This is a genomic window from Nostoc sp. JL33, from assembly GCF_017114985.1.
Lineage (GTDB): Bacteria > Cyanobacteriota > Cyanobacteriia > Cyanobacteriales > Nostocaceae > Nostoc.
This window is the reverse complement of record NZ_JABXKP010000021.1, coordinates 68,132-80,753: the sequence shown is the minus strand read 5'-3', so window position 1 is coordinate 80,753 and position 12,622 is coordinate 68,132. Positions and strand designations below refer to the sequence as shown.

At 43.0% G+C, this 12,622-nt stretch carries 10 protein-coding genes; 2 read left to right on the top strand and 8 right to left on the bottom strand.

Annotated elements, in window-relative coordinates; translation table 11 throughout:
* The first annotated feature begins 35 nt into the window (after positions 1-35).
* The gene (locus tag HWQ23_RS04815; protein WP_292824325.1) at positions 36-989 is read left to right on the top strand and encodes a DUF4351 domain-containing protein; all 954 of its coding nucleotides are present in this window, start codon (positions 36-38) and stop codon (positions 987-989) included.
* 113 nt (positions 990-1,102) lie between these two features.
* On the opposite strand, the gene HWQ23_RS04810 is transcribed toward HWQ23_RS04815, so the two are convergent.
* The 3 genes from HWQ23_RS04810 to HWQ23_RS04800 form a co-directional block, all read right to left on the bottom strand.
* Entirely contained in the window at positions 1,103-1,978 is an 876-nt protein-coding gene (locus HWQ23_RS04810) for a hypothetical protein (protein WP_292824322.1), read from the bottom strand.
* A gap of 222 nt (positions 1,979-2,200) precedes the next feature.
* A complete protein-coding gene (locus HWQ23_RS04805; protein WP_292824319.1) occupies positions 2,201-2,839 on the bottom strand; it encodes a pentapeptide repeat-containing protein in 639 nt (212 codons plus the stop codon).
* 295 nt (positions 2,840-3,134) lie between these two features.
* The gene (locus HWQ23_RS04800; RefSeq protein WP_292824316.1) at positions 3,135-3,809 is read right to left on the bottom strand and encodes a cadmium resistance transporter; all 675 of its coding nucleotides are present in this window, start codon (positions 3,807-3,809) and stop codon (positions 3,135-3,137) included.
* A 643-nt stretch (positions 3,810-4,452) separates the two neighbouring features.
* Between HWQ23_RS04800 and HWQ23_RS04795 the strand changes: the two genes are divergently transcribed.
* Positions 4,453-4,920 carry a cyclic nucleotide-binding domain-containing protein gene (locus tag HWQ23_RS04795; protein ID WP_099104163.1) on the top strand — a complete coding sequence of 156 codons (468 nt, stop codon included), beginning with the start codon at positions 4,453-4,455 and terminating at the stop codon, positions 4,918-4,920.
* A 20-nt stretch (positions 4,921-4,940) separates the two neighbouring features.
* On the opposite strand, the gene HWQ23_RS04790 is transcribed toward HWQ23_RS04795, so the two are convergent.
* The 5 genes from HWQ23_RS04790 to HWQ23_RS04770 all read right to left on the bottom strand — a co-directional run bounded on the left by HWQ23_RS04790 (position 4,941) and on the right by HWQ23_RS04770 (position 12,518).
* On the bottom strand, positions 4,941-6,323 hold the full coding sequence (locus tag HWQ23_RS04790) for an HlyD family secretion protein (RefSeq protein ID WP_292824310.1): 1,383 nt from the start codon (positions 6,321-6,323) through the stop codon (positions 4,941-4,943).
* 7 nt (positions 6,324-6,330) lie between these two features.
* Positions 6,331-8,553: a peptidase domain-containing ABC transporter gene (locus HWQ23_RS04785; protein WP_292824307.1), complete on the bottom strand. Its 2,223-nt coding sequence runs from the start codon at positions 8,551-8,553 to the stop codon at positions 6,331-6,333.
* Positions 8,554-8,783: 230 nt separating this feature from the next.
* Positions 8,784-9,149: a beta/gamma crystallin-related protein gene (locus HWQ23_RS04780; protein WP_292824304.1), complete on the bottom strand. Its 366-nt coding sequence runs from the start codon at positions 9,147-9,149 to the stop codon at positions 8,784-8,786.
* Between the two features lie 427 nt (positions 9,150-9,576).
* The gene (locus HWQ23_RS04775; protein WP_292824301.1) at positions 9,577-10,356 is read right to left on the bottom strand and encodes a helix-turn-helix domain-containing protein; all 780 of its coding nucleotides are present in this window, start codon (positions 10,354-10,356) and stop codon (positions 9,577-9,579) included.
* A 722-nt stretch (positions 10,357-11,078) separates the two neighbouring features.
* Positions 11,079-12,518 carry a cobyrinate a,c-diamide synthase gene (locus HWQ23_RS04770; RefSeq protein ID WP_292824298.1) on the bottom strand — a complete coding sequence of 480 codons (1,440 nt, stop codon included), beginning with the start codon at positions 12,516-12,518 and terminating at the stop codon, positions 11,079-11,081.
* Positions 12,519-12,622: the final 104 nt, after the last annotated feature.

Sequence of the window (12,622 nt, the reverse complement as noted above, 5' to 3'; positions counted from 1 at the left end):
GATTTAGGATTACTAGATGGTATAGCAATCAACTGATGACCGAGGAACTGGAAAGAGCAGATAATGATAGCCCGTGGAAAGAAATTTTAGAAGCTTACTTTCCCCAAGCAATGCAATTTTTCTTTCCCCAAACAGCAGAAGTAATTAATTGGGAACGTCCCCACGAATTTCTCGATAAGGAATTTCAACAAATTGCCCGCGAAGCAGAACTTGGTAGGAGATATGCAGATAAATTAGTTAAAGTCTGGCAAATTCAAGGACAAGAAACTTGGCTATTAATCCATGTAGAAATCCAAGCAAAATCAGAAGATACTTTTGCAGAAAGAATGTTTTCCTACAACCTGCGAATTTTTGACAGATTTGCGAAACCTGCGATGAGTTTGGCGATTTTGTGCGATACAGATCCGACATGGCGACCCAATCAATATAGTTATAATTATCCCAATACCAGACTTAACTTTGAATTTGGAACCGTCAAGCTGCTGGATTATCAAAATCGTTGGACAGAATTAGAAGCCAGCGACAATCCATTTGCAACTGTAGTAATGGCGCATTTGAAGACACAGCAAACAAATAAAAAGCCAGGAGAACGTAAAGCTTGGAAATTTAGCTTGATTCGCCGATTGTATGAATTAGGATTGCAAGAAAAAGATATTCGTAACCTTTACCGATTTATTGATTGGGTTATGATTTTACCAAAAGCCTTGGAAGCAGAATTTTGGCAAGAGTTTAAGCAATTTGAGCAGGAGCGGACTATGAGCTACATTACCACAGGCGAGCGCATTGGTTACGAGCGGGGAAAACAGGAACAAGGACAAACACTCGTGTTACGGCTACTACAAAAACGGGTAGGAGAGTTACCACAAGAGGTTCGGGGGCGCATTCAAACTCTTTCCCTAGAGCAATTAGAAGCACTTGGTGAGGCTTTATTGGATTTTACAACCATTGAGGATTTACTTAACTGGTTGGAAGCAAATCAAACAGCGTAGAAAATTTTTTGATGGAAATAGTTCAGGACTTACGAAACTGACACAGATATCTTCTGGTATAAGAGTCAAGGAACTCGATAAACACCTCAAGCTCTTATTCTGAAAAGGAAATATTAGAAAGATTCATCATCATCATCTTCAGACAGAGGCTCAGGTGGTAGCAGGATGACGGGATGAGGATTGTACGTACTTGGAGGTTGAAAGTACAGCAAAAGTACTCCTTTGGCTTCTAAGCTCTGTGGTTTTGTGTAGACATCGTAAGCTAAATCCACATACCAGGATTTAGATTTGTCTATTACTTCCGCCAAAGCGTTATCAATGCGTTCGGCATAACCCTTAAATACTTCATCTTCTAAGTTAAATAATAACTCTGAATCTGGAGCTTCTACCAACAGCCGCTCGTACTCAACTTCTATTCTTGCAATTTCTGGATCTTCATACACTCGCATTGCCGCCTGCATTGATTGTGATACCTCTAATAGGGAAAACTGCGTGATTATGTCTGGCGCATCAATTTGTTCGTCGTAAAACTCATAGCTTTTACCTTCTTCATTGTCAGCCGAACCAGAAATGAAGATGCGACCTGTGGCATCAGCTTCCAGTAGCACACAGTTGATGTCACGAGTCACCCAAAAATGAAAAGCATCACACCCTAGTTCCATTGCCAGGGTTGATAGCCGGGGACGACTAGCACCTTCTGCTCGCGCACAAAGCAGATCGACTGGCCAAGTCTTAACAATCGTCCAACCGCCCTTACCAGCAAACAAGCCAACAATCCACCCACCCGTTCCATTAAAAAAGCATACAATTCCCAGTTCGCGTACAATTACTTCCCACAGATATTTATCCAGATCGCATACAAGCTGAGGAGGCTGGGGAATACGCAGACAGTCTGGCTCCTGTTCTAACAAGCGCGTGACTTCCTGTTTGATCGCATCAAAATTGTCTGAACGAATACAAGTGGTATAATTCGCGTATCTAAAAAACACCTCAAACCTCCCCTACTCAAAACATAGTTTGGTTTTTTCACGCCGACTTACTCAGGTTGAAAGTACAATAGCCTGTCTAAAAAGCAAAAAAGCCCACGTAACGGTATCCTGTTAGTAGAAAAATCCCGTCGAACTCACGTTTTAAAAAGTAAAGCCTGTATTCATTACTGAATCAGGCTTTTGAGGCTATTTAGTACATTTGCACAGAGAACTTCAGTTTAATTACTGAACAGTGAATCCTTCAGGTCTGATTGCATCTTCCAAATCAACCCCCATCAGGTTAACCCCCTGGATGTTTGCATTTGTGAGATTTGTCTTTTCCAAGTCTGCGCCCTGTAGGTTAGCTGTTTGCAGGTTTGCTCCCATCAGGTTGGCTTTCTCTAGGTCTGCATCAAATAGGTTTGCTCCCAACAGGTTTGCTCCCAAAAGGTTTACCTTGCCTAAATCTGCTCCTTGAAAGTTAGCCCCTTGTAAGTTTGTTTGCTGTAAGTTAGCCCTTTCTAAGTCTGCATCTTGTAAGTTAGCACCCTCCAAGTTTGCTGCTTGCAGGTTTGCGTCCTTGAGCGTTGCTCCAGTCAGGTTACAGCCGACACATTCATTGGTTTGTAGTAAATGTCTAACATTTGCTGCTACAGACACTATTGGGGATACAACCGGAGATATTACTGGTGCTGGTAAAGACTCCATTGGTAATGTATCGGGAGATATTGCTGGAGCAAGTTCAGATTCCGTAGGTATAGATGGTGTTAGTGTTAAAGCTCTAACGTTGGGCTGGTCAAGCAGAGAAAATCCTGCTACAAGTACCAGAAATACTGCTGTTACGATCCACTGAGTTAATTTTTTAGAATTTGATTGGTTCATTAGTTTCTTCCTATGATGATTCGCTGTGGTGGGTTTGCTTTTATAGAAGCCATCAATAATGTGCTTTATTCTCACTTTAGATAAGTTGATTGATAAGAGCAAATATTATTTTGATTCAAATTGATAAATTCAGGTGATTAAAAAATTTTTGGGGATGTCAAGCGATCGCTGATTTTTTTGGTTAAATCAGGGATATAGCACCCATCAATAATTTCGAGTTTTACGAGCGGGTGCGTAGGTGTAGCCCGTCCTTAGACATCGCGCCAAACTTCCACCATAGGCGATCGCCTCATACTTAATTGGAAAGCATTGCCAGACTAGGTAAAAGTCGATATGTTTCACTTTTAATTAAGATAGAGAGTCCCAAGTAAATTAAGACAAACGGGAAGATTTTTCGACCATAGCGAGTTAAAACCGGAGTTATCATCGGATTACGAGTCAGGTTGTAAGATAGTAAGCACCACACCCCAACAGTGCAATAGCAAACACACAGAATTACACCCAAACTTGGAAGATTGCTACTGGCAAACAACGGTACATAAATTCCAATGTTGTTTCCTCCATTGGCAACGGTGACAGCCGAAACACGATAAGTTTGCGGATCACGTATGGTTGCTAATAGTGATTTCTTCTGGCGTGCAGATTTGGTAGGAGAGGTTAAGTCAACTGACACAGCTTGCACTGTCTCTTCCTCTTGTTCTCGACTGATGAGATTACTGATACCAATGGCGACGGGAAGCAAACCTAGCAAACCAATCCAGGTGGTTGGAATAATCATACCCCCGAAGAAACCAGGGAGACTAGCAAACACTAAGGCAGTGAATCCCAGAAATTCACCAATAATAATATGCTTAGGACGAAAGCTGCGATTGACTTTTCCGAAGAAGGCTGTCAAATATAAATTGTCATCAAAGGTGGTTGCAAAAGCGGCAGAGATTCCAATAAATAATGTACTAATTAGCCAAGTCATAATTGTTACTCACAATAATTCAATGCTGTTTGTCTTAGTCCTTCTCTACTCCTCGATGTGAGCGCAGATAAGGAGATTTTGTGACTGTTTTACCTAACGACAACCAATCGAGGTTTGTTAGTCATTAGGCAGTTCCCCAATTTTTAGAAGCGATACCTGCGGCGATAAACTACGCCTCCAATGAAATTGGTGATTTTTTTCTCAGCAAGGTACCTTGGGAACTCATGAACTCAATATTATGGCTTGCAACCAAATAAGAGCAAATACTCTTGTTTTTTAAAAGGATAAATAAAAGTGATTGATAACTTTACCATTATGTTATTCTCGTTCCTATGCTCCGCATGGGAATGCATTCATTGAGACTCTGGCTCAATGTCTGACTGGAAGCAGCAGCCCCGTCAGCAACCATTCCTATGCTCTTTATGGGAACGAGAGAATACCGAATACTGAGCTATTGTTTGAGAAGCTTGTGTGCGTAGTTTACCGCCGTAGGCATCGCTCTTATTCAAGAGGTGCTAAGTAGTTTTCTGTCGGTAAATTTTGAGATATTTTTGGCCGTTAGCGTTCAACATCGGTTAATATGACTAATTGCGTGGCTTCAGTTTGAAAATTTACAGTAATGTTTTATGTTTAACATGTAATTATGCTAACCAGTGTTGATCGTTTATTATTTGTCCGGCGAGTCCCGATTTTTAAGGAATTGCGGGATGATTTTATTGTGCGGCTGACTTCAGTAATGAACGAATTGTCATTTCCAGCTAATTACACCATCTTTCGACAGGGAGAAGAAGGGCGATCGCTCTATATTGTCGTGTCAGGTCGAGTTAAAGTTCACATTGGGAATAAACTACTTGCAGAGGTGGATCAGGGAAAATACTTTGGTGAAATGGCAGTATTTGATACTCAACCTCGTTCTGCCACGGCAACGACTCTGGAACCTTGTGAATTTTTAGAACTGACGCAAGAGCAACTTTATGATGCGATCGAAGAAACTCCCGAAATTGCAGTGAATATCATTCGTGAGTTATCCCGTCTGATTCGCAAATTGAATGACGATATGAGTGTAACGCATTCCCCACGGACAAATCCGGGGGCTTTTAGTAGAGAGTGAATCCTAATTCATCGATAACCTTATAAGTCTGCGATCAACCTTGCCTTCCTCAGAAAGAATTGCAGCACAGTCTCTTCTCTAGAAATAATATCGACTTTACCCTCCATTCCCAATTGGAGCGCACACTGGTGATTGTGCTTACCTAAAGAAAGGCTTTCTGGCTGAATCGTTACCCCATAGAAGGCATCAACACCTGCTATTTTTTCGCTGGTAGGTGTTGTGGAACCAGTGGTAGTAGCATTGGCTTGAGGTGCAATCGCATCTGGGGAAATTGTTTTAACCTTGCCTTTGAGAGTGCCGTAGTCTGGATAAGGACAGGCGGAAACCCGCATTTGTACCGTTTGACCTTGTTTCAACTTATTTTTATCCTGAAGTGCTACCACTGCCTTAAGCTCCAGGGGAACGTTACTGGGGACAATCTGGGCAATTTCCTGTCCAGCAGGCACAGTTTGACCTGAGTTTCGCAGGTTTAACTTAGAAACGATCCCGTCTGCTGTGGCAGTAATCACAGTCTGGCTAAGGTCGATATTTACTTGTTGGAGTTCGCGGGTGTCGCTCTCTAGCTGTTTTTGGATTTCAATTCGTTGCTGGATCAGGGCAAGGCGTTCTTTATCTAATGTAGCAATGCTGGCTTGACCCGTAGCTTTTTCTTGGGCAATGCGTTGAGAAGCGATCGCAACTTCTGCATTACTCGGATTAAGGGCAGTTTGGAAGTGTTGCAATTTGGCTTTAGCCGCCTGAAGAGCTTGTTCTTGCTGGCGAACAGCTAGTTGTGCTTCCTCAAATTGATCTTGAGACAAGGCTCCTGCTTTGGCTACACTCTCGTATCGATTCCGCTTTGACTGGGCTGCTTTAAGACCAGCGATCGCTGCATTTACATTGGCTTTTGCTTCTTCAACATCAGTAGCGGTGGTAATAAGTTTATCTTGAAAGTCTCGACTGCGACCGCTTAATTCAGCTTCAGCCCCAGCGATCACACGGTTGACGCGCTCAGTTTCAGCTACAACCTGGTTATTAATCGCATTAATTTGGGCGTTGATTTGAATAATTTGTAAACGACTTTGCCCAATGTTACTTTGCAGTTGGCTTTTTTTGGTTTGCAGCTTCGAGTTGTCAATAGTAGCAATGACATCTCCTTTTTTGACAACTTGATTTTCTGCAACAAAGACGCGCATCACCTGACCCTCCGTCGCAGCTTGAACGAGCCGCAATTCACCAGCAGGGCGAACGACAGCCTGTCCTTTAACTGTCACTTTATATTTGGTAATAGAGGCAAGTGGAACAGCTAGCCCTAGAGTACAGACAAACATTAGTCCGCCCAGAGTAGTCCAACGACCAAGTGGCGGCAGAAACTCGTTGTCTTGAATTCGGGGTAGGTAGTCTGGGTTGGGATGGGTAAGCATGACGGTATTATTTGGTGATTGCGCTTAATTTGCCGTTCAGGTGAGAATTAGAGGATTTGGGTACTAAACCATTTGTAAATGAGTCAACGCCGTCTAAGAAGTCTAAGTGTTCGCCAGCTTGATGGCGCAGAGCCTCTGGAGTGCCTTGGATTTTCAAACGCCCTTCTTCCAGCAGTACAATCCAATCAGCCCGCCCAATGACTTTCGGGCGATGGCTAATCATAATTGTGGTTTTGCCCTGCCGATGGGATAGCAGTCTATCTAGCAGTTTGGCTTCACTCACTGGGTCGAGAGCGCCAGTCGATTCATCTAAAATTAATATCGGCGGGTCAGTAACTATAGCTCTAGCGATCGCTAATCTCTGTCGTTGTCCACCAGAAAGATTCGCGCCAAATTCACCTAAAATAGTTTGATATTTATCGGGCAGTTTACTAATAAACTCATCTGCACCAGCAATAGAGCAAGCCTCTACAATTTGTTCAAAGGCAATTTGAGGATAGCTGAAACGGAAGTTTTCAATAATTGATCGGCTCCAGAAGTGCGCCTCTTGCGGAACTAAAACTACCTGTTGCCGTAAGCATTCCATCGAGAGGTCTTGCTGATTATAGATGCCATAGCGAATATTGCCAGATTGGAGGAAATATAAACCTGCAAGTAGTTTGGCGAGGGTGCTTTTACCACAGCCGGATTTCCCAATCAAGGCAATGACTTGACCGCCAGGGATAATCAGCGAAAAATCTTCCAGCAAGTCAACTCTACCTGCATGGTGGAAATTAAGGTTGGTGCAAGTAATATCTATATTGCCTTTAAGTTCTGCCCAAGGCTTTTTCTCGTCCTTTTCGTCTTCTGGGGTAGCATCAATCACCTCCGTCAGGCGTTGGATGACAATCTGGGCAGTGATGAACTCATCAACTAAGCCGATGACTGAACCCAAAAAGCCGAGAAAGTTGCCACTCATACCACTAAACGCCAGCAACTGACCGATGCTCAAAGTACGATTAATTACTAAGTATGAGCCTAACCACAGTAAGGCAATACTAGTAAAAGTAGAAATAATATTAGTAATTGTGCCACTGTAAAGCCCCAGCTTCATCGTACTCCAGCCCAAGTTAGCAAGCCGACCATAATTTGCCTGATACTCTTGCCAAGCTTGGGGAGTAGCTTGGGTAGTTTTTAGCACTTGGACACCGCGAAAAGTTTCAACGAGAAAGCCTTGGTTTTCTGTACCCAACACGATCGCGCTGCGGGTTTTCTGGCGCAAAGCAGGGAGAAAAAGCAGGTTTACGAGGGTGACAATAATAAAAGCAGCCAGGGAAGCCAAAGTCAGTCCCCAACTGTAAAAGAGCATGAAACCCAAGGAAACCAAGGCGATAAAAAATTGGCTGGGTAAACCCAAGACAATTTGAGAAACTAGCTGATTGATGTGATTGACATCGGCAATCCGACTGACTACTTCGCCGCTGCGCCGTCCTTCAAAGTACGATAAGGGCAAGCGCAGGAGTTGTCGCCCGTATTCTAGAACCAGCCCTAATTGCAACCTTTGGCCGAAGTGACCAATTAAGTGAGATTGTACCAAACCGATCGCACTGCTAAATAGACTCATCGCGATCGCTCCAATTGCCACCACGGTTAGCAGCTGGGTATCTCCCCGCACTAACACGTCATCGGTCAACAGTTGCATCATTAAGGGAGAGATAAGCGAAAGCAGCCCGATGGCGATGTTGATTGCGATCGCTTGGATGAGAATAGCGCGATAGGGTAAAACCCGCATCAGATAACGTCCAAAGCCGCCAATTTTATCATCTGATTGCTGATAAAAGCGGCTGTCGTCAGGCGTTAGCAGCAGCATGATGCCATTGCCCCACCCTTCTAGCAACTCCTCGCGGGTGAGGTAACGGATACCTACACCAGGGTCAGCAATGACATATTTTTTCCCCTTTTGCCCGTATAAAACGACCCAGTGATAGCCTTTCCAGTGAATAATGGCAGGTAGAGGGGCTTTATTTAATTGATCGAGCAGTTGCACCGAGGCTTTGACTTGACGCGTGTTAAATCCTAGAGTTTCAGCACCCCGTCTCAACCCTAGCAGAGAGGTTCCTAGTGACCCTGTACCAACTGCTTCCCGGATTCGACTAATGGCAAAGGTGCGTCCGTAGTGTTTGGCAATAGTAGCTAGACAAGCAGCACCGCAGTCTTCTTCACTGTGTTGAAGTACAATTTGGTATTTCATCGTCAAAACTCAAGCCATCTAGCTTTGTTGGTTCTATATCTGTTATTGATTTTTGGAAAGGTACGCTTCTTGCATCTTTCAAAACAATCGACCACAAATGTGTTGTGTTACTTTTTGTTAGAGAGAAAGGCGAGCAAGGGGAAAAGAGAAAATCTTGATCGCCTTAAATGTTCTACTGGTCTAATCAGTTTGTTTGATCAGAGTCCTGAGCGTTTAGCAAAAGTGCTGGCTCAATCGATTCGTTTGAAAGATGAGATTTTGTCATTCCAACTGCTGCCAAAGCCCAAGGGATAAAAACCAAGGTCGTACCTTCCCCTTTTGAAGGTTATGGATCTACCCTGGTAATTCGCATTCTCGTAAAATTCCCATTCACCATCCTTAATTAGAACCGAGCTAATCTCGTCGTTTGCTCTTGAACTCAGTGTAGCCCTGCCGCCAATGTTGAAACTGCCTAGCAAACCTGAAGCACCCAAAACACCAGTATCTTTGTAGAGTTCCAATGCCGCACCGCCTTGAATAGCAGCAGCAGTCTCATTGTCAAGTTCTGTTACTGCAATTGCATCAAGTTGATTAAAATGTTCTTTGGTGTTTAACATTGCCACTTTCCTTTTCTAGATTGATGTTGATGTGGAATTATAGCAATCCTATTTGAGTTGTGAAAATTTCTGTTATGGTCATTGGTCATTGGTCATTAGTCATTTGCAATTACAAAGGACAAATGACTAATGACAGCTAACTCCAAAAATATTTCACAAATGATTTAGGACTGCTATATTTGCCGATAAGATGGCTAAAGCATCTTAATATCGGCCTTTTACAAGCTACTTTGTTTGAAAAGTAAGCTGTCTTAATAGGAATCCGGTTTAATTACTGAAAGGTTTCCAAGATATGAGCATTGTTGGATAAAGCTTTTAGTCTTAGTATGCTTTCAAGAATCAATTTGCGTTCCTATATTTAGTAGTGTAGAAAATAAAATTTTTAGGTACAATGCACATTTTGTTGTTAAAACTATTCATTATGTTGCTAGTGATTGGCACTAACATTAGAACGCTGAGTATTACGCCAAGCTTGAGGCGTAGTACCATGAAACTGGCGAAATTGACGAAAGAAATATCCTTCATACTGATAGCCTATTGCACAAGCAATCTGATTAACTGGCTGGTTGGTTTCCAGAAGCAAAGTACGCGCAGCTAGCATCCGGCGTTCAAAGATCCAATCATTTACTGTTTTTCCCGTTTTGCGTCGCACTAGATTGGTTAAATAAGCTGCGGAATAACCAACTGCAACAGCTACGTTACTTAAACCAATCGATTGATGATAATTAGCTTCGATATAGTCAAAAACTTCCTTTAGTCGAGGGTAAGTAGGAAAGAGCCTCTGTGGTTCTGATATTCGCTGATATTTAGCCAAACCCCACTGCTTTGAGGCAACGTGTTTTTCCAGTCGAGGAGCGATCGCTGACAATAATTCTTCTGTGGAATCTAAAGTTGTCTGAAGCAAAGAAAGGGACTTTTCTAATTCTGTCTGTGTCTGGTGATCGGAAGCTTTCTCACGGCAAAATTGCTCTTTAGCAGTACTTAATTGAGCTAAAAGCTCTTGCACTTTTAACTCTAACGCTGTATTGGTTCTCTGCAAGGCTAAAAAACTCTGCTGGCGTAAGGGTTCACGTAGCGTCTCCTTGGCGCAGCCTCTCGTAGACAAGAGTTGCTGGTCGTAGACATCGCTTATATCATGATCCCAGATATGCGGCAGTGTGACTTGAAAATTGCCTTGTTCTAAAATACCGTTGCTAGAAGAAACCATACTTCCACTCCTTGCAATTACTGAATGAGGTTTTAAAGATTAGTTTCCATCCTCAAACTGCTGGTAAGCTGTTATACCTTTAATTTGCATCGAGAAAGCCAAATTGATACCGAGTTTTCAAAATCTCTTTCAAAGTCAAGCCTCTATTTCTAGATCAGGGGAAAATTGGTTGAAGAAGAATTCTGACTTCTGAATTCTTCTTCAATTTCCAATGAGAGAATAACTGTGATTGCGATCGCGAATAGCGTCTGTCTGCGACACGCTGTTCGCGTTCGTAGAGAGGAGGAATGACGTAGTTATGAATTTTCCCGCCTACCTACTTAGTTGAGCGTTTTCATCATTTTCTCCTCTAATGTTGTTAAAGTTCCTTGTTTCTTATGTCTGGGCACAAATCTCTAGAACTGTTGACAGAAGACTAGTACCGCAAGCCGGAAGTCACGCATTCAAAAGTCAAAAGTCAAAAAGCTTTAATTTTGGGCTTTCTGGCTGTAATCAAATAGTAGGTTTATTTACGCCATGCTGTACTAGAGTGTGCTAGAAACTTGCTGCAAAACTTGTTATTTGGAGTTGCTACCTATTACTCGGAGATTTATGCCTGTGTTTTACACAGGGCATTAGTTCTTGTAATATTTCTTCACAAAACTAATGGCAAAGGTGCGTCGCTACGAATTAATGAAATGCTGTACTACGAGAACCTCTAGACGCGGTTACTAGGTGCTGGCTTAAATCCAGCTTCCTGAAGATGCTACTTTCAGACATTCTTTAAGAAACTGCTGGGGAATTTCTCCACTTTCTCCCCAATGCAGATGAACATAAGAAGCATGAACATTTGCAGGTAAACCCCATCCCTCGCATCCCATATTTTCCTCACAATCGTAGCGAGAAGTTTCAAATAAAGGCTCAGTGGCAGTTAAAGTTAAATGGGAACGATGAAACTCGTGTCCGTAAACAGTTGTATTTGCCTTAACTAAGAGATTATCTTGCAAAGCTACTGCACGACGATAGCCCAAAGTTAAACGCCCACCCATCACAGCAGATGTCGGTAAAACTCCCGCCATCGACCAAGATTTACCCTCAAAATCGATAATTTGCTCACACAAATACATCAATCCTCCGCATTCGGCAATTGTCGGCATTCCTTTAAGTATTGCCGTTTTCACTGCATCACGAACGCTGGTATTTTCTGCTAATTGCTGGGCAAAAACTTCTGGGAAACCACCCCCAAAATACATTCCCTGCACATCTTTTGGTATGCCAGCATCTTCTAAGGGACTCCAGAAAACCAGTTCTGCACCAAGCTGTTGCAGCAAATCGAGATTATCTTGGTAGTAAAAATTAAAAGCGCGATCGCGGGCTACTGCAATCCTAACCAAGGATGGGGGATGGGGGGGATGGGGGGGATGAGGGAGAGGTTCAGATTTTAACAAAGGTAATAAGCGTTGCCAATCGAAGCAAGTATCACCTAAATCGGCGAGGCGATCAATTAAAGCGTTGAGTTCGAGAAGTTCGGCTGTGGGTACTAAACCCAAATGGCGATCGGGAATTGTGATGTTATCTTGACGCCGCAGTACGCCGAGAATATCTAATTGTAAGGGTTCTAGAGAATCTTTCAAAAGACAGAGGTGGCGATCGCTCCCGACGCGATTTAATACTACCCCAGCTATTTTAATTCGGGGATCAAAAGACTGGTAGCCGTGAGCGATCGCAGCTACAGAACCAGATAAACGACTGCAATCAATCACCAACACCACAGGTAAATCTAAAAGCCGCGCAATGTGTGCCGTACTCGCAAAGTCTGTTGGGCATTGGGCATTGGTTATTAATTCTTCTTCCCCCACTCCCCACTCCCTACTCCCCACTCCCCACTCCCTACTCCCCTTCACTCCATCAAATAACCCCATTACCCCTTCCACTAAAGCATATTCACTCAGTTGACTATAACGGGCAAAACATTGCTGAACGTAGGCTTCGGAAGTCAGTACAGGGTCTAAATTGCGACAAGCGCGACCAGTTACGTGTTGATGAAACATCGGATCAATGTAGTCTGGGCCTACCTTAAAAGATTGCACCAGGCGATCGCGACGACGTAAAGATGCTAAAAGGGTGAGCGTGACTGTTGTCTTGCCCACCCCACTACGTTCTCCGGCAATGATTAAAGCCATAAATGAAACAAATGAGATTTTTATGCAGCAACTATTTAAGTATTAGTTAAATTTTGACTGATAAAATTATTCTGTGTTTGACAACATCTGCAAAAGAGGAAGGT

Coding starts and splice junctions, on each gene's coding strand:
- HWQ23_RS04815 (WP_292824325.1), top strand. CDS start 36: ATGACCGAGGAACTGGAAAGAGCAGATAATGATAGCCCGTGGAAAGAA.
- HWQ23_RS04805 (WP_292824319.1), bottom strand. CDS start 2,839: ATGAACCAATCAAATTCTAAAAAATTAACTCAGTGGATCGTAACAGCA.
- HWQ23_RS04800 (WP_292824316.1), bottom strand. CDS start 3,809: ATGACTTGGCTAATTAGTACATTATTTATTGGAATCTCTGCCGCTTTT.
- HWQ23_RS04795 (WP_099104163.1), top strand. CDS start 4,453: ATGCTAACCAGTGTTGATCGTTTATTATTTGTCCGGCGAGTCCCGATT.
- HWQ23_RS04790 (WP_292824310.1), bottom strand. CDS start 6,323: ATGCTTACCCATCCCAACCCAGACTACCTACCCCGAATTCAAGACAAC.
- HWQ23_RS04785 (WP_292824307.1), bottom strand. CDS start 8,553: ATGAAATACCAAATTGTACTTCAACACAGTGAAGAAGACTGCGGTGCT.
- HWQ23_RS04780 (WP_292824304.1), bottom strand. CDS start 9,149: ATGTTAAACACCAAAGAACATTTTAATCAACTTGATGCAATTGCAGTA.
- HWQ23_RS04775 (WP_292824301.1), bottom strand. CDS start 10,356: ATGGTTTCTTCTAGCAACGGTATTTTAGAACAAGGCAATTTTCAAGTC.
- HWQ23_RS04770 (WP_292824298.1), bottom strand. CDS start 12,518: ATGGCTTTAATCATTGCCGGAGAACGTAGTGGGGTGGGCAAGACAACA.